This is a genomic window from Type-A symbiont of Plautia stali (assembly GCF_059731155.1).
Genome location: NZ_AP035891.1, coordinates 135,898 through 153,291, shown reverse-complemented (window position 1 = coordinate 153,291; position 17,394 = coordinate 135,898). Strand labels below are relative to the sequence as shown.

At 59.3% G+C, this 17,394-nt stretch carries 13 protein-coding genes and 4 pseudogenes; 13 read left to right on the top strand and 4 right to left on the bottom strand.

The window, feature by feature from the left end; genetic code table 11:
• Positions 1 to 4: 4 nt before the first annotated feature.
• From pbpC to AC6I8M_RS00805, 13 genes and pseudogenes are all read left to right on the top strand, one after another.
• Positions 5 to 2,274 (top strand): annotated as a pseudogene (gene pbpC / locus AC6I8M_RS00865) (peptidoglycan glycosyltransferase PbpC).
• A gap of 169 nt (positions 2,275 to 2,443) precedes the next feature.
• Complete coding sequence (gene ndk, locus AC6I8M_RS00860; RefSeq protein ID WP_010617635.1) at positions 2,444 to 2,875, top strand: nucleoside-diphosphate kinase; 432 nt, start codon at positions 2,444 to 2,446, stop codon at positions 2,873 to 2,875.
• Between the two features lie 180 nt (positions 2,876 to 3,055).
• Positions 3,056 to 4,225, top strand: a complete 1,170-nt coding sequence (gene rlmN / locus AC6I8M_RS00855; protein WP_021506556.1) for a dual-specificity RNA methyltransferase RlmN — start codon at positions 3,056 to 3,058, stop codon at positions 4,223 to 4,225.
• A gap of 125 nt (positions 4,226 to 4,350) precedes the next feature.
• On the top strand, positions 4,351 to 4,869 hold the full coding sequence (locus AC6I8M_RS00850; protein WP_010617633.1) for a pilus biosynthesis protein PilW: 519 nt from the start codon (positions 4,351 to 4,353) through the stop codon (positions 4,867 to 4,869).
• Between the two features lie 17 nt (positions 4,870 to 4,886).
• Positions 4,887 to 5,906 carry a cytoskeleton protein RodZ gene (gene rodZ, locus AC6I8M_RS00845; RefSeq protein ID WP_010617632.1) on the top strand — a complete coding sequence of 340 codons (1,020 nt, stop codon included), beginning with the start codon at positions 4,887 to 4,889 and terminating at the stop codon, positions 5,904 to 5,906.
• A gap of 38 nt (positions 5,907 to 5,944) precedes the next feature.
• Positions 5,945 to 7,066, top strand: coding sequence for a flavodoxin-dependent (E)-4-hydroxy-3-methylbut-2-enyl-diphosphate synthase (gene ispG / locus AC6I8M_RS00840; protein ID WP_058948694.1), 1,122 nt, complete (start codon positions 5,945 to 5,947; stop codon positions 7,064 to 7,066).
• A 105-nt stretch (positions 7,067 to 7,171) separates the two neighbouring features.
• On the top strand, positions 7,172 to 8,446 hold the full coding sequence (hisS, locus tag AC6I8M_RS00835) for a histidine--tRNA ligase (protein ID WP_010617631.1): 1,275 nt from the start codon (positions 7,172 to 7,174) through the stop codon (positions 8,444 to 8,446).
• Between the two features lie 39 nt (positions 8,447 to 8,485).
• On the top strand, positions 8,486 to 9,103 hold the full coding sequence (locus tag AC6I8M_RS00830; protein ID WP_010617630.1) for a YfgM family protein: 618 nt from the start codon (positions 8,486 to 8,488) through the stop codon (positions 9,101 to 9,103).
• A 19-nt stretch (positions 9,104 to 9,122) separates the two neighbouring features.
• Positions 9,123 to 10,304: an outer membrane protein assembly factor BamB gene (bamB, locus tag AC6I8M_RS00825; protein ID WP_010617629.1), complete on the top strand. Its 1,182-nt coding sequence runs from the start codon at positions 9,123 to 9,125 to the stop codon at positions 10,302 to 10,304.
• A 177-nt stretch (positions 10,305 to 10,481) separates the two neighbouring features.
• Positions 10,482 to 11,972 carry a ribosome biogenesis GTPase Der gene (der, locus tag AC6I8M_RS00820; RefSeq protein ID WP_010617628.1) on the top strand — a complete coding sequence of 497 codons (1,491 nt, stop codon included), beginning with the start codon at positions 10,482 to 10,484 and terminating at the stop codon, positions 11,970 to 11,972.
• A gap of 85 nt (positions 11,973 to 12,057) precedes the next feature.
• A pseudogene (locus AC6I8M_RS00815) lies at positions 12,058 to 12,286 on the top strand (zinc ribbon domain-containing protein).
• A gap of 319 nt (positions 12,287 to 12,605) precedes the next feature.
• Positions 12,606 to 12,803 carry a hypothetical protein gene (locus AC6I8M_RS00810; protein WP_022548299.1) on the top strand — a complete coding sequence of 66 codons (198 nt, stop codon included), beginning with the start codon at positions 12,606 to 12,608 and terminating at the stop codon, positions 12,801 to 12,803.
• Positions 12,803 to 14,157: pseudogene (locus AC6I8M_RS00805) on the top strand (outer membrane protein assembly factor BamB family protein); the annotation flags it as partial. The gene AC6I8M_RS00810 and the pseudogene AC6I8M_RS00805, both read left to right, overlap by 1 nt.
• Positions 14,158 to 14,243: 86 nt before the next feature.
• On the opposite strand, the gene AC6I8M_RS00800 reads toward AC6I8M_RS00805, so the two are convergent.
• The 4 genes and pseudogenes from AC6I8M_RS00800 to xseA form a co-directional block, all read right to left on the bottom strand.
• Complete coding sequence (locus tag AC6I8M_RS00800) at positions 14,244 to 14,426, bottom strand: con-10 family general stress protein (protein ID WP_058948695.1); 183 nt, start codon at positions 14,424 to 14,426, stop codon at positions 14,244 to 14,246.
• A 102-nt stretch (positions 14,427 to 14,528) separates the two neighbouring features.
• On the bottom strand, positions 14,529 to 14,858 hold the full coding sequence (locus AC6I8M_RS00795) for a protealysin inhibitor emfourin (protein ID WP_010617626.1): 330 nt from the start codon (positions 14,856 to 14,858) through the stop codon (positions 14,529 to 14,531).
• Positions 14,855 to 15,868: pseudogene (locus AC6I8M_RS00790) on the bottom strand (M4 family metallopeptidase). The gene AC6I8M_RS00795 and the pseudogene AC6I8M_RS00790 overlap by 4 nt, the downstream one beginning before the upstream one ends.
• Positions 15,869 to 15,992: 124 nt before the next feature.
• Positions 15,993 to 17,360, bottom strand: a complete 1,368-nt coding sequence (gene xseA, locus AC6I8M_RS00785) for an exodeoxyribonuclease VII large subunit (RefSeq protein ID WP_010617624.1) — start codon at positions 17,358 to 17,360, stop codon at positions 15,993 to 15,995.
• Positions 17,361 to 17,394 lie beyond the last annotated feature (34 nt).

Sequence of the window (17,394 nt, the reverse complement as noted above, 5' to 3'; positions counted from 1 at the left end):
ACGCCTGTGCGGGCTGGCGCTGCTATCACTGCTGCTGGTGGGCGCAGTATAGCTGCTGGACCGGCTCGATCCGCTGCCGCTGCGCCAGTTACAGCCGGCGCGGGTGGTGGTAGCGGAAGATGGCACACCGCTATGGCGCTTTGCCGATCGACAGGGCGTGTGGCGCTATCCGGTGACGCTGGAGGAGGTGTCACCGGCCTATATCGAAGCGCTGCTGACCTACGAAGACCGCTGGTTCTGGCACCATCCCGGCATTAACCCGCTGGCGATAATGCGCGCCGTCGGGCAAAACCTGCTGCAACACGACATTGTCTCCGGCGGCAGCACGCTGACCATGCAGGTGGCGCGGCTGATTGATCCGCAGCCGCGTACCCTGCGTGGCAAAGTGGTGCAGGCGTGGCGCGCGCTGCAGTTGGAGTGGCACCTGTCGAAGCGCGAGATCCTCACGCTGTATCTCAACCGCGCCCCGTTTGGCGGCACGGTTGAGGGCGTCGGCGCCGCCAGCTGGATGTGGCTGGGCAAACCGGCGTCGCAGCTTACCCGTGGCGAGGCTGCGCTGCTGGCAGTGCTGCCGCAGGCACCCAGCCGTTTGCGCCCGGACCGCTGGCCGCAGCGCGCTGAAGCTGCCCGCAATAAAGTGCTGGATCGCCTGGCGCAGTATCAGGTGTGACCGGCGCAGACCGTCGCCGAAATCAAACAGGAGCCGGTATGGGGCTGCCGCCGCGTCAGCTGCCGCAGCTGGCACCGCTGCTGGCGCGCCGGCTGCTGTCGCTGTCGGCCGACAGCAAAATTACCTCCACGCTGGACGTGTCGCTGCAGCGCGAACTGGAGAACCTCGCTGCGTCGCTGCAAACCCGGCTGCCGCCGCGCACCTCGCTGGCACTGCTGGTTGTCGACCACAGCACCATGAAGGTGCGCGGCTACGTCGGCTCGGTGTCTTTTAATGACGACAGCCGCTTTGGCCATGTGGATATGATTGCCAGCGTGCGTTCGCCGGGATCGCTGCTCAAGCCGTTTGTCTACGGCATGGCGCTGGATGATGGCCTGATTCATGGCGAATCGCTGCTGCAGGATGTGCCACGTCGCTTTGGCGACTATCGTCCCGGCAATTTCGACAGCGGCTTTCACGGCCCGGTCAGCGCCAGCGAAGCGCTGCAGCGTTCGCTCAACCTGCCGGCGGTGCAGCTGCTAGAGGCGCTTGGACCGAAAAACGTCGCCGCGCGGCTGCGCAACGTCGGCCTGAATCTGCGCTTTCCTGCGGGCGGCGAACCGAATCTGTCGCTGGTGCTGGGCGGCACCGGCGCGCGGCTGGACGACATTGTCGCGGCCTACAGCGCCTTTGCCCGCCACGGTAATGCTGCGCAGCTGCGCTGGCTGCCGCAGCAGCCGCTGCTACAGCGCCCGTTACTGTCGCCTGGCGCGGCATGGATTGTGCGCCGCATCCTCGTCGGTGAGGCGCAGCCAGCCGCCAGCGGGGCGGTCGCCGATATCGTGCCGCTGGCGTGGAAAACCGGCACCAGCTACGGCTATCGCGATGCCTGGAGCGTGGGTATCACACCGCGCTATCTGATTGGCGTCTGGGTGGGCAGGCCGGATGCCACGCCAGTTGCCGGCCAGTTCGGTTACGCGTCGGCGGTGCCGGTAATGCAGCAGGTTAACCACCTGCTGGCGGGACACCTGCCGGCGCGCGGCGTGCCAGGCGATCCGCGCCCGGCGACGGTCAGCGCCGTCAGTATCTGCTGGCCCGGCGGCCAGCCGTTACCCGCCGGCGACGAGAACTGCCGGCAGCGGCGTTACAGCTGGGTGCTGAATCAGACCGTGCCGCCAACGCTGCTGGCGCCGGGGCAGGAGGGGGTCAATGGCTTACGCCAGCGCTTCTGGCAAAACAGCAAAGGGCTGCGCGTGGCGGCGGATTGTCCGCATGCGCAAAGCCGGGAACGAGTGATGTGGCCGCTGCCGCTGGAGCCGTGGCTGCCGCCGGTGGATGCGACCTGTCCGCCGCTGAATCAGGGGGACAGCGCGCCGCTGCTGGTGACCGGCGTGATGAATAGCCAGCGCGTGCAGCCGCTGCCCGGTAAGGTCGTATTGCTGCTGCCGGTGGCGGTACAGGGCGGGCAGGGTACGCAGCGCTGGTGGTTTTTAAACGGGCAGCCGGTGGAGGTTGCGGCGGGAAAAAGCAGCGCCTCGCTGGTGCTGCGCGAGCCCGGTCGCTATCAGCTGGTGGTGATGGATGAGGCCGGGCAGCTGGCTTCGGTGTCCTTCACGCGCGGCTAAACGCAGCGCTATAGCATATTTTTTGTGTGTTTGCCCCGACAGAAATCAATTATTTTCAATAATTCCTCTCTTCACTCATAGGCAAGGCGCGCCGATCTCCCTATAATCGGCGCGTTTTCTTACCGGGAGCGGGTTCCCGGTTTCTTCAGGATGCTAATCAGAGGTAATCATGGCAATTGAACGCACTTTCTCCATCATCAAACCAAACGCCGTCGCTAAGAACGTGATTGGTGCTATCTACAACTGTTTCGAAAGCGCTGGCTTCAAAATCGTTGGTGCGAAAATGCTGCACCTGACCAAAGAGCAGGCTGAAGGCTTCTACGCGGAGCACAAAGGTCGTCCGTTCTTTGATGGTCTGGTTGAGTTCATGACTTCTGGCCCGGTTGTGGTATCTGTTCTGGAAGGCGAAAACGCTATCCAGCGTCACCGCGATCTGATGGGTGCAACTAACCCGGACAACGCGCTGGCCGGTACGCTGCGTGCTGACTACGCAGACAGCTTCACCGAAAACGCCACTCACGGTTCTGACTCTGCAGAATCTGCGGCACGCGAAATCGCTTACTTCTTCGCAGAAAACGAAGTCTGCCCACGTACCCGCTAAGTGCGCGGTAGCGGACAGGCGTCTTTACACCTTGTAACCGGTGGCTAAGACGTTCCCCTGGCATCACGCAGCAGATGTAGTACAATTATGCGCCCTTGTTGAGCCTGGCTCAGCGAGGGCGCTGTTTTTTCCTATTCTTAACCAGAGCCGTAACGTGTAACAACGAGGCCAGAGAACATTATGTCCGAACAGATTGTGACTCCGTCGTCCGCTTCCCCCGTGGTTGTTTCCCCGAAAAACGAAAAAATTAACCTGCTGGATCTTAACCGTCAGCAGATGCGCGAATTCTTTGTCGAGATGGGCGAAAAGCCGTTTCGTGCCGATCAGGTCATGAAGTGGATGTACCACTACTGCTGCGATGATTTCGAGCAGATGACAGACATCAATAAAGTGCTGCGTGGCAAGCTGATGCAGCGCGCTGAAATTCGTGCGCCGGAAGTGGCGGAAGAGATGCGCTCCAGCGATGGCACCATCAAGTGGGCGATTCGCGTCGGCGATCAGCTGGTGGAAACCGTCTATATCCCGGAAGCTGACCGCGCCACGCTGTGCGTCTCCTCGCAGGTTGGCTGTGCGCTGGAGTGTAAATTCTGTTCGACCGCGCAGCAGGGCTTTAACCGTAACCTGCGCGTGTCTGAAATTATTGGTCAGGTATGGCGCGCGGCAAAAATTATCGGTGCCGCTAAAGTTACCGGCCAGCGTCCGATCACCAACGTGGTAATGATGGGCATGGGCGAGCCGCTGCTCAACCTCACCAACGTGGTGCCGGCGATGGAGATCATGCTGGATGACTTCGGTTTCGGTCTCTCCAAACGTCGCGTGACGCTGTCGACCTCGGGCGTAGTGCCAGCACTGGACAAGCTCGGCGATATGATCGACGTGGCACTGGCGATTTCGCTGCACGCGCCGAATGACACCATCCGCGATGACATCGTGCCAATCAACAAAAAGTACAACATCGAAGCCTTCCTGGCGGCGGTGAAGCGCTACATTGGCAAATCCAACGCCAATCAGGGGCGCGTGACGATTGAGTACGTGATGCTGGATCACGTCAACGACAGTACCGAACATGCGCATGAGCTGGCGGCGCTGCTGAAAGAGACGCCGTGCAAAATCAACCTGATTCCGTGGAACCCCTTCCCGGGCGCGCCGTATGGCCGCAGCTCGAACAGCCGTATCGACCGCTTCTCCAAAGTGCTGATGGAGTACGGTTTCACCACCATCGTGCGTAAAACGCGTGGCGACGACATTGATGCCGCCTGTGGTCAGCTGGCGGGCGATGTCATCGACCGCACCAAGCGTACGCTGCGTAAAAAAATGGCCGGTGAAGCCATCTCTGTGAAGGCGCTCTGAAAGATCGCGCCCGCTGCTACGCATCGGGCGTCAGGCATGGCAGTCTCTGCGCTGAACTGACAGGGAGAGACTGAGATGCGTAAAGGATTACCCGCCGCGCTGCTGGCCGGCTTTGTTGTAACCGGGTGCCGCTGGCGCTTGCGCGCGTCGCGCAGGCACAGCAGAATAACGCCCGGACGCGCCATTACTACCAGCGCGCGCAGCAGTTAGCGCCGCTGAATGGTTTTGTGGCTAACAATTACGGTGCGTTTCTCTGCGGTTTGAGGCAGTATGACGAAGCGCATCAACAGTTTAAGCTGGCAACTGAAGCGCAGCACAGCGACGCCGCTCAGGATGCCCTGCTGTTTTCGGGCTATTGTTACCTGCAGGCGGGAGAGGATCGCGCCGCACGCCAGCAGTTCGATCTCGCGCTGGATGCCGCTCCGGATCAGGGCAGTATGCTGCTGACGGAAGTGGAACGACGGCTTGAACAGCAGCAGTGGGCTTCAGTGCCGCTGCTTTTAGAAGTTTACCATCAGCATTTGCCGGCAACGGCAGAGAGTCTGGGGTTACAGATACGTTTCGCCGCGCAACAGGGAAACGCTGCTGACGTTACACGTTATGGCGACCGGTTGGCGCGAAGTTTTCCACAATCGATACAGTAACCAGCGTTATTTAGCTAATGAATACTGAAGCCACTCAAGAGAATTCTGCAGTACATTCCACAGGTGAACGCCTGCGTCTGGCCCGTGAGCAGATGGGGCTGACCCAGCAAAACGTCGCTGAGCGCCTGTGCCTGAAACTTTCTACCGTGCGTGATATTGAAGAGGATAAATCCCCGGCTGATTTGGCCTCGACCTTCCTGCGCGGCTACATTCGCTCTTATGCGCGTCTGGTGCATGTACCTGAAGATGACCTGCTGCCGATGATGGCGAAGCAGGCTCCGGTGCGTGCGGCGAAAATTGAGCCGATGCAGAGCTTCTCACTGGGTAAGCGTCGTAAAAAGCGTGACGGCTGGTTGATGATCTTCACATGGCTGGTGATTTTCGTGGTGGTCGGACTGACCGGCGCCTGGTGGTGGCAGAACCATAAAGCCTCGCAGGCGGATCTGGTGTCGATGGCTGACCAGAATGGCAGCAGCAGCGACAACAGCCAGTCGATTCCGCTGGGTGACAACAGCACGGACAGTGCCGCCGACAGCGACACTAACGCGGCCGGTACGCCGATTGACACCGGTGCCGGTGCGGTCAGCACACCAGACAACGCTGGCAGCACTAACACTGCGCCAGCAGCAAACAGCAGCGCGGCAACCAGCAGCGACAACGCGGTGGAGTCTCCGAGCCAGGCGCCGATTGATAACGCACCGCCAGCGGCCACCTCACCGGCGCCGGCCAACAGCGTGCCGGCAGGCTCAATGCCAACCGGTACCGCTGCCGTCAGCCAGCCCGCGGGCGCTCCTAACGCCGTGGTGATGAACTTCAAAGCTGACTGCTGGCTGGAAGTCACCGATGCGACCGGTAAGAAGCTGTTCAGCGGATTGCAACGTAGCGGCGGTAAACTCAGCCTGACCGGCACCGCTCCGTATCTTCTGAAAATTGGCGCTCCGGGTGCGGTTGACGTGCAATACCAGAATCAGCCTGTTGATTTAAGTCGTTTTATCCGTAATAACCAAGTTGCCCGTCTGACGCTGGGTGCGCAATAACGCGCAGCGCGCTTTCCGGGTAATTGTGGAGAGAGAATATGCATAACGAAGCACCCATTATCCGTCGCAAATCTACACGTATTTACGTCGGCAAGGTGCCGGTTGGCGATGGCGCGCCTATCGCCGTTCAGTCAATGACCAACACCCGTACCACGGACGTCGAAGCCACGGTGAATCAGATCCGTCAGCTGGAGCGCGTCGGCGTGGATATCGTGCGTGTGTCCGTGCCCACCATGGATGCGGCGGAAGCCTTCAAACTGATTAAGCAGCAGGTCAACGTGCCGCTGGTAGCGGACATTCACTTTGACTACCGCATCGCCCTGAAAGTGGCCGAGTACGGCGTCGATTGCCTGCGCATTAACCCGGGCAACATCGGTAACAACGAGCGTATTCGCCAGGTAGTGGATTGCGCCCGTGACCACAATATTCCGATCCGTATCGGCGTTAACGCCGGTTCGCTGGAAAAAGATCTGCAGGAAAAATACGGTGAGCCAACGCCGCAGGCGCTGCTCGAATCTGCGATGCGTAATGTTGATCACCTCGATCGCCTCAACTTTGACCAGTTCAAAGTGAGCGTCAAAGCCTCCGATGTGTTCCTGGCGGTGGAATCTTACCGTCTGCTGGCAAAAGCCATCGATCAGCCATTGCACCTTGGCATCACCGAAGCCGGTGGCGCGCGTGCGGGGGCCGTGAAATCGGCGATCGGCCTTGGCCTGCTGCTGGCGGAAGGGATTGGCGATACGCTGCGTATTTCGCTGGCCGCCGACCCGGTTGAAGAGGTTAAAGTCGGCTACGACATCCTGAAATCACTGCGTATCCGCTCACGCGGCATCAACTTCATCGCCTGCCCGACCTGTTCGCGCCAGGAGTTTGACGTCATTGGCACGGTGAACGCGCTGGAAGAGCGGCTGGAAGACATCATCACGCCGATGGACGTCTCTATCATTGGCTGCGTGGTGAACGGCCCCGGCGAAGCCACGGTCTCGACGCTCGGCGTCACCGGCGGCAACAAGAAAAGCGGTTTCTACGAAGATGGCGTGCGCCAGCGCGATCGCCTCGACAACAATGACATGATCGATCAGCTGGAAGCGCGCATCCGTGCGAAAGCCACCATGCTGGACGAGAGCCGCCGCATCAACGTGCAGCAGCTGGAAAAATAAACGACGGTGTGCGCCCGGCGCACGCCAGTTGTGATTGAACCTGTGCGGTTTCATCCTCATAAGGTATGAGGCCGGACAGGTTTTTTTGTATTAAGAGATTCTAACGTGGCGAAGAATATTCAAGCGATTCGCGGGATGAACGATTACCTGCCGGCAGATACCGCCATCTGGCAGCGTATTGAAGGCACCCTGAAGCAGGTGCTGGCCAGCTACGGCTACAGTGAAATCCGTCTGCCAATCGTCGAGCAAACCCCACTGTTCAGCCGCGCGATCGGTGAAGTCACCGACGTGGTTGAAAAAGAGATGTACACCTTTGAAGACCGCAACGGCGAGAGCCTGACGCTGCGTCCGGAAGGCACCGCAGGTTGCGTGCGCGCCGGTATCGAACATGGTCTGCTGTACAATCAGGAGCAGCGCCTGTGGTACATCGGTCCGATGTTCCGCTACGAGCGTCCGCAGAAGGGGCGCTATCGCCAGTTCCACCAGATGGGTGTGGAAGTGTTTGGCCTGCAGGGGCCGGACGTGGACGCCGAGCTGATCATGCTGACCCATCGCTGGTGGAAAGCGCTGGGCATTGCTGACCACGTTGAGCTGGAGCTGAACTCCATCGGTTCACTGGACGCGCGCGCCAACTACCGCAGCGCGCTGGTGGCCTTCCTCGAACAGCATGAAGAAGTGCTGGACGAAGATTGCAAACGCCGCATGTATACCAATCCGCTGCGCGTGCTGGACAGCAAAAATCCTGATATTCAGACGCTGCTTAACGACGGGCCGACGCTGGGTGAATTCCTCGACGAAGAGTCACGTGAACACTTCAGCGGCCTGTGCGCGCTGCTCGACGATGCCGGCATTAAATACCGCATCAATCAGCGCCTGGTGCGCGGCCTCGACTACTACAACCGCACCGTGTTCGAATGGGTGACCAGCAGCCTCGGCTCGCAGGGCACCGTGTGCGGCGGCGGTCGCTATGATAGTCTGGTGGAGCAACTGGGCGGCCGCGCGACGCCGGCGGTCGGTTTTGCCATGGGGCTCGAGCGTCTGGTGCTGCTGGTGCAGGCGGTGAATCCGGAATTTGAACCGACGCGCATTGTTGATGTCTATGTTATCGCTTCGGGGCAGGGCGTGCAGTCCGCCGCGATGCAACTGGCGGAAAAACTGCGTGATGCCGACCCGGCGCTGAAGCTGATGACCAACTTCGGCGGCGGTAACTTCAAAAAGCAGTTTGCCCGTGCGGACAAGTGGGGCGCACGCATCGCGCTGGTGCTGGGCGAAGACGAAGTGAAAGCGGGCCAGGTGGTAATTAAAGACCTGCGCACCGGCGATCAGCAGACGCTGGCGCAGAGCGACGCCGCCGCGACGCTGCACACGCTGTTGCAGTAAGCGCAGCACTGCAACAGGCATTTTAAGGAGAGGGATTGCGTGGAAGTTTACAGCAACGAAAACGAACAGGTTGATGCGCTGCGTCGCTTCTTTGCCAATAATGGCAAAGCGCTGGCGGTCGCGGTCATCGTCGGTATCGCTGCACTGGGCGGCTGGCGTTTCTGGAGCAGCCATCAGGAAGGGGCGGACAAAGCCGCGTCGGCGCAGTATCAGCAGCTGACCAGCGCCATGCAGGTAGACAAGCCGCAGACGCTGGAAGCGGTCGCCAGCTTCGCCAGCGAGAACAACAACACCTACGGTGCGCTGGCCGCGCTGGATCTGGCTAAACAGTACGTTGCCGCCAATCAGTTAGACAAAGCCATCACGCTGTTACAGAGCGGGCTGACAGACACCAAAGATGCCAATCTGCAGGCGGTGATCAACCTGCGTCTGGCACGCATTCAACTGCAGCAAAACCAAGCCGATGCCGCCCTTACTACCCTGAACAATGTGAAGGGTGATGGCTGGACAGCCATTGTGGCGGACATTCGTGGCGAAGCACTGCTGAGCAAAGGCGATAAGCAGGGCGCCCGTGATGCCTGGAGCAAAGGTGCGGAATCGCAGGCTTCTCCTGCGCTGAAGCAGATGCTGCAGATGAAGATGAATAACTTAAGTTAAGCCAGTCAAGAGAGCGCACATGGAATTACGTAAGTACCTGCTGCTAGGGCTAATGTCAGTCACTCTGCTCAGCGGTTGCTCGCTGTTCAGCGGCGAAGAAGATGTAGTGAAAATGGCCCCGCTGCCGAAGGTTGAAAACCAGTTCACGCCGGAAACCGCGTGGAGCACCTCGGTCGGTGACGGCGTGGGTGATTTCTACTCCAATCTGCATCCCGCCTGGCAGGACGGCACCGTGTATGCCGCCGACCGCTTCGGTATCGTGAAAGCGCTCGACGCCAGCAACGGCAAAGAGAAGTGGAAAGTGAACCTCTCTGAGAAGACCGGCTTCTTCTCGAAAAACATTTCGGCACTGCTGTCTGGCGGTATCACGGCCAACGGCGATCGCCTCTACATCGGTAGCGAGCGGGGGCAGGTATTTGCCCTGAACAGCAGCGACGGCAGCATTGCCTGGCAGACCAAAGTGGCCGGCGAAGCGCTGTCGCGTCCGGTGGTCAGCGATGGTCTGGTACTGATTCACACCAGCAACGGTATGCTGCAGGGGCTCGATCAGGGCAGCGGCGCGGTGAAATGGAGCGTGAATCTGGATATGCCAGCGCTGTCGCTACGCGGTGAATCGGCGCCCGCGGTGGCGTTCGGCGGCGCGATTGTCGGCGGCGACAACGGTCGCGTCAGCGCGGTGATCATGAACCAGGGCCAGCTGATCTGGCAGCAGCGTATCTCCCAGCCAAGCGGCGCTACCGAGATCGATCGTCTTAACGATGTCGACACCACGCCGGTGATCGTCAATGGCGTGGTCTATGCGCTGGCCTACAACGGTAACCTGACGGCGCTGGATCTGCGTTCCGGTCAGATTCTATGGAAGCATGAAATCGGCGGCGTCAAAGATCTGATCGTCGATGCCGGTCGCATCTGTCTGGTGGATCAGGATGACCGCGTGATTGCGCTGAACGCCGATGGCAGCGTGGCGATCTGGCGTCAGAGCGATCTGCTGCACCGTAACCTGACGTCTCCGGTGCTGTTCAACGGTTACCTAGTGGTTGCCGATAGCGAAGGCTACGTGCACTGGATCAATACCCTAGATGGCCGCTTCGTGGCACAGCAGAAACTGGACAGCGACGGCTTCCAGACCGAGCCGGTCGTGGCCGGTGACAAGCTGTTGATCCAGGCGAAAGGCGGTGAGGTCTACGCCATCACCCGTTAAGGCGATGGCCCGACGGGCAGCGTTTCGCACGCATTGATACGGCTCCTGATTCGTCAGGGGCCGTTCTGTTTTTAGTCAGGCATGATATTCTTGGCGCCTGCGGCCTGAACCTGACGGCAAATGCCGTTATAATCACGCCATTCGGGCGATTTATTTTTAATAACTGAGGCAAGTGTTATGGTACCTGTGGTCGCGCTGGTTGGGCGTCCCAATGTGGGGAAATCCACGCTGTTTAACCGCTTAACGCGCACACGTGATGCGTTAGTGGCCGATTTCCCTGGACTGACTCGCGATCGCAAATATGGTCGCGCCGAAGTGGAAGGGCGCGAATTTATTGTTATCGATACCGGCGGTATTGATGGCACCGAGGAAGGTGTGGAAAACCGCATGGCGGAGCAGTCGCTGCTGGCGATTGAAGAGGCCGATGTGGTGCTGTTTTTAGTCGATGCGCGCGCTGGCGTCATGCCGGCGGATCAGCAGATCGCCAATCATCTGCGTTCGCGCGATAAAGCGACGTTCTTCGTTGCCAACAAAACTGATGGTCTCGATCCGGATGCTGCGGTGCTGGACTTCTACGCGCTCGGCCTGGGTGAGATTCACCCGATTGCCGCGTCGCACGGTCGTGGCGTCACCAGCCTGCTGGAAACCGCGCTGCTGCCGTGGATGGATGATATCGCGCCGCGGGAAGTCAGCGAAGAGGACGAAAACGAAGCCTACTGGGCCACGTTAGCCGCCGAAGAGAACGGTGAAGCGCTGGAGGAAGAAGAGGAAGAAGCCTTCGATCCGACCGGTCTGCCGATCAAACTGGCGATTGTGGGTCGTCCGAACGTAGGTAAGTCAACGCTCACCAACCGTATCCTCGGTGAAGACCGTGTGGTGGTGTACGACATGCCGGGCACCACGCGCGACAGCATCTACATTCCGATGGAGCGTGATGACCGCGAGTACATTCTGATTGATACCGCGGGCGTGCGTAAGCGCGGCAAAATCACTGATACGGTGGAAAAATTCTCCGTAATCAAAACGCTGCAGGCGATTGAAGATGCCAACGTGGTGATGCTGGTGATCGACGCGCGCGCGGGCATTTCCGATCAGGACCTGTCGCTGCTCGGCTTTATCCTGAATAGTGGGCGCTCGCTGGTGATTGTGGTCAACAAGTGGGATGGCCTGTCGCAGGAGATTAAAGATGAAGTGAAAGATACGCTGGACTTCCGTCTCGGCTTTATTGACTTCGCGCGCGTGCACTTTATCTCGGCACTGCACGGCAGCGGTGTGGGCAACCTGTTCGAATCGGTGACGGAAGCGTACGACTGCTCGACCAAACGCGTAAATACCTCAATGCTGACGCGTATCATGAACATGGCTGCTGACGACCATCAGCCGCCGCTGGTGCGTGGCCGCCGCGTGAAACTCAAATATGCGCATGCCGGTGGTTATAACCCGCCGATTGTGGTGATTCACGGTAATCAGGTGAAGGATCTGCCGGATTCTTACAAGCGTTACCTGATGAACTACTTCCGCCGCTCGCTGAACGTGATGGGAACGCCGATTCGCATCCAGTTTAAAGAGGGTGATAACCCGTATGCGGGCAAACGCAACCGGCTGACACCAACCCAGCAGCGTAAGCGTAAGCGTTTGATATCGCATCTGAAGAAAAACAAACGCTAAACATGATGAGGGCCCGGATGGGCCCTCTTTTTTTGGCGTAACATCCGGTTTTGCCACGGTCATTAGCCACGATTCCGGAGTCATCATGCTCACACCATGCCCTCACTGTCAGCAACCGCTCACTTACAGCGAACAACGCTTCGACTACCCGCACTGCCAGTATCATTTCACCGCGCTGGCCTGCTGTCCCGACTGCCAGCAGCCGCTGCAGGTGCTGAAAGCGTGCGGTGCCATAGATTATTTCTGTACCCACGGTCACGGGCCTGATCTCCAGCAGGCGCGTGCATTATCGCCCGGAAGACGTCATGGAATGAGGGTTTGCGATAGCGCGAAGTGGCGCTGGCTGCTCGCTTCGCGCTGCGTTTGTAGCAAAAATGCTATTGCCCAGTAACTACCGCGTTATGGATGTTCACTTTTAATTGTACCGGGTGGTACAATCCTGCCCGTCTTGTCGCGAATGCCAGCGGATGTTGATCCTGTGGCCTCGCTCACAAGCGCTGCATAACGGGCGTAGCTCCCATATAAAATAAAGCGTAACGGATAACTTCCTGTCCCTGCTCAGTCAGGAAGACATTGACCGGCAGCTCCCGCATTCCGGCCGCCGCGCGTTGTTTTTTCAGGAGAGTTTGTGTTATGGCAGAAAATTCCGCTCGTCCCGGTAAAGGGTTGAGTCTCTGGTCCGTGTTATTTGGGCTGGTCCTGTTGGCGATCGGCCTGTTCTTCGCGATCGGTGGCGGTAAACTGGTGGCCTTGGGCGGCAGCTGGTACTTCCTCATTGCCGGTATCGTCATGTTACTGTCGGCGATTCAGTTCTTTCGCCGTAAATCCTAGTCGTGGTGGGCGGTCGCGTTGCGGATAACGTACAGACAGACATGCCTGGCGGCGTTCTGCGTGGCTTCGACGTCATCACCGGCCAGATGCGCTGGGCGTTTGACCCGGGCAATGAAGATCCAAACGCCGTGCTGATGCCGGGTCAGGATTACACCCGCAGTACGCCAAACTCATGGGCGCCAATCTCTTACGATCCGGCGATGAACACCGTGTTCCTGCCAATGGGCAGCTCATCGGTGGACCTGTGGGGTGCCAACCGTACCGCGCTGGATCACAAATATGGCGCGTCGGTGCTGGCGCTGGATGCCACCACCGGTAAAGAGAAGTGTGTGTATCAGACGGTCCACAATGACCTGCGGGACTTCGACCTGCCAATGCAGCCGAGCTTGGTGGACTTCCCGATGAAGGATAGCACCACCAAACCCGCGGTGGTGATCGGCGGGAAAACCGGCATGATCTGGGTGCTGGATCGCCAGACCGGCAAGCCTTTGACCAAAGTTGAAGAGCTGCCGATGCCGCAGGGCCATATCCCGAACGAGCAGTACACCAAAACTCAGCCGCACTCCGTGGAAATGCCAAACATTGGCAATCAGAAACTGACCGAGTCAGACATGTGGGGTGCCACGCCGTTTGACCAGCTGGCTTGCCGTATTGCCTTTAAAGGCATGCGTTATGACGGCCTGTTCACCGTGCCGGACACCGATGTTTGGCTCAGCTTCCCAGGCTCGCTCGGTGGCATGAGCTGGGGCAGCATCTCGTTCGATCCGAACAACCAGTACATGTTCGTCAACGATATGCGTCTCGGCCTGTGGGTGCAGATGATTCCGCAGGACACCACCAAATCGGCTGCCAGCAACGGCGGTGAAGCGATCAACACCGGCATGGGTGCGGTACCGCTGAAAGGCACGCCGTACGCAGTAAACAAAAACCGCTTTATGTCACCGCTGGGCATTCCATGTCAGGCACCGCCGTTCGGTACGCTGTCAGCCATCGACATGAAGACCCGTCAGATTGTGTGGCAGGTGCCGGATACCGGTCCGTTTGGTATCAAAATGCATGCGCAGATGCCGGTCGGTATGCCGACGCTGGGCGGTACGCTGGCAACGCAGGGCGGTCTGGTATTTATTGCCGGCACCCAGGATTACTACCTGCGCGCCTTTGACAGCTCAACCGGTAAAGAAGTGTGGAAAGCGCGTCTGCCGGTGGGCAGCCAGGGGGCAGCCAGGGCGGACCAATCAGCTATGTTTCGCCGAAAACCGGCAAACAGTACATCCTGATCTCCGCAGGCGGCGCGCGTCAGTCGCCGGATCGCGGTGATTACGTGATTGCTTACGCGCTGCCCGACAGCAAGTAAGCCGCAGTGAAAGAAAGGCCGACATCATGATGTCGGCCTTTTTTATTAACCCTCCGTGGCGTACTCCTTCCTGTAAGGATCCTTACTTACTTCTGCTTATAGGGGCGACGGCTTTTTTGCCCTCCTTTTCTTTTAGCTTCCCTGGCTCTCTCAGGATCGTTCCTGAAATTGCCCCCACTGACTTTGCCGCCCGCGCTACCGGCTTCCCTGGCGCGCTTCAGGTCCTTTGCAAAGTTCCCGGCACCGCCTCGTTGCTTGGTTTGTGTCATAGCAGAGACCTCATCTAAGGGTATTTTCTTTGATGTGGACTAGCTAGCCACGTTATCCAGTATAGTCAGTTAGTTACGGCGATGCTGTGGGAACTGTCTAAGTTATTCTTCGCCGTCGCGCCACAGCGCCTGCAGTTCAGGAGGCGCGACGTTTTCCGGAATCAGGATCACAATCGTTCCTGCTTCGCGGTGGGTCGTGTAACTAATCTGGATGCGGAAATAGCGCTGGTCGCCGCGCCCGATGCTGGCGGCCTGTTCCTCCGGCTCGCCCAGCGGCAGCGCCTGCTCCAGCACGTTGCACACGCGCTGCTTCTGCGGTTCCGGCAGCTGCGCCAGCGCAAATCGCCGCTCGCTGCGCAGGCCGGGGATAAATGCAATGCCGCCTTCACGCGCCAGCTCAATGATGGCGTCATCGGTCAGCTGAATATTCACCTTACACCTACCTCGTGCCACGCGGACCGGATCGCCTGTGCCACCGTATTATCAAAACGTTTTGCGGCATGCTGTACGGTAAAGCGCGCAAAGGTGCTGAAATCGGCATCCTGCGGCAGTTCCTTATCGCACAGCGTGTCGTATCATGCCTGACCGGCCCGTTCCCAGGCAAAGCCGCCCAGCGCGGATGCCGCCAGATAGAAGGCGCGATTGGGAATGCCGGAATTAAGATGCACGCCACCGTTGTCTTCGCGCGTGTCGATATAGTGGTCCATATCGGCAGGCTGCGGATCTTTGCCGAGCAGCGGATCGTCATAGGCGGTACCGGGCGCGGACATCGAGCGCAGGCCGCTGCCCTTAATACCCGCCGCCAGCAGCCTTTCGCCGATGATCCAATCGGCCTGATCGGCGCTTTGTTTGAGGTGATACTGCTTCACCAGCGAGCCGAACACATCGGACATCGATTCGTTGAGCGCACCCGCCTGCTGGAAGTAAATCAGCCCGGCTTCGGTTTCGGTCACGCCGTGCGTCAGCTCGTGCGCGACCACATCAATGGCAATGGTAAAGCGATTGAAAATCTCACCGTCGCCGTCGCCAAATACCATCTGCTGGCCATTCCAGAAGGCGTTCTGGTACTCCTTGCCGTAATGCACGATGCCATCCAGTTTCAGGCCTTTGTTGTCCAGCGAGTTGCGCTGGTAGATCTGCCAGTAGAAATCATAGGTGATGCCGAGATAGTTCCACGCTTCGTCGGCGGCGACGTCACCGTTACCGGGCTGGCCCTCCTCACGGATCAAGGTGCCGGGCAAATTTTGCGTATTACCCGCATCGTAGATAGCGCGCAGCACGCTGCCGGGCTGCGCCGTGCTGGCTGCGCTGGTGGTGTGGGGATGTTCCGCCATCAGCTGTTGCACGTGGGTGAGGGTGCGACGCGCGTAATCCTGCTGTGCGCCGGAACAGTTATCGATGATGTTTCGCAGAATGTACGGAGGAATAACGCTGTAAGGCATGTCGGACTCCCTGACGGATGGGTATGTCAGAAAGTATAGACCCGCTTATCAATCGCGCGCCGCTGCGCCTGCAGCCCGCGCGATTTACGGGGTTTATCAACCATTTATGAGGCTGAAAAGATAATCATGCCTTACGGCTGCGCGTCTTCTGCGGTTGTAACGCCGTCACCTGACTCTCCACCCAGCCGTCATCCAGCCGGGTACGCAGCAGATCGCCGGTATGAAGCTGACGGGTCTTTTTCACCACCTGACCTTGAGAATCGGTGGTGACGCTAAAGCCACGCGCCAGCGTCGCCAGCGGACTCACGCCTTCCAGCTGTGCTGCCAGCGCACCAAAACGCTGCCGGCTGTGATTGAGCTGTTTTTCCATACCCTGCTGCAGCCGGTAGTGCCACTGCTGTAACTGCTGCTGAGCGCGCAGAATACGTTCCTGCGGCTGCTGGGATTGCAGGCGCTGCAGCAGGCGATCCTGCTGGCGATTCGCCAAGCGCAGCCGCTGGTCGACCGCTTCCTGCAGACGACGCTGCAGCTGGAGCAGCGTGGTTTGCTGACGCGCCAGGCGCAGCTGCGGATGCTGCTGTTGCAGACGATGCTGCAGCCGGGTGAAGCGGCGCTGCTGCTGCGCCACGTAATAATCCATCGCCATCTCCATGCGCTGCTGCTGAGACTGCAAACGGCGCAGCAGCTCGATCTGGTTGCGGCTGACCAGTTCGGCAGCGGCAGAAGGCGTCGGCGCGCGCAGATCGGCAACAAAGTCGGCGATGGTGACATCGGTTTCATGCCCAACGGCGCTGACGATCGGCAGGCGGCTGGCAAAAATGGCCCGCGCCACGCGCTCGTCGTTGAAGCTCCACAGATCTTCCAGTGAACCGCCGCCGCGACCGACAATCAGCACGTCGCACTCGTCACGCTGGTTGGCCAGCTCGATGGCGCGCACGATAGCAGCGGGCGCATCAACGCCTTGCACTGCCGTCGGATAGATCACCACCGGCAGCGAGGGATCGCGGCGATGCAGCACGCGCAGCACGTCGTGCAATGCCGCGCCGGTGGCGGAGGTGATCACTGCCACCTGGCGCGCCGGCTCCGGCAGCGGTTGTTTAAACTGCTGGTCGAACAGGCCCTCCGCCGCCAGCCGGGCTTTCAGCTGCTCAAACTGTTGCTGTAGCAGCCCTTCACCGGCCGGATGCATGCTTTCGATAATCAGCTGATAGTCGCCGCGCGGCTCATACAGCGTGATGCTGGCGCGCACCAGCACCTGCTGACCGTGCTGCGGGCGAAAGCTGACGCGTCGATTACTGTTGCGGAACATGGCACAGCGCACCTGCGCGCCATCGTCCTTCAGGGTGAAGTACCAGTGACCGGAAGCGGGCTGAGTGAAATTGGAGATTTCAGCGCTGAGCCACACCAGGCCCATCTCATTTTCCAGCAGTTGGCGCACCGTGGTGTTCAGGCGGCTGACAGTAAAAATATTGGCGGTTGGCGGTAGCGACATGTGATGAGGATCAAATTTCAAATCAGAGGGTTAA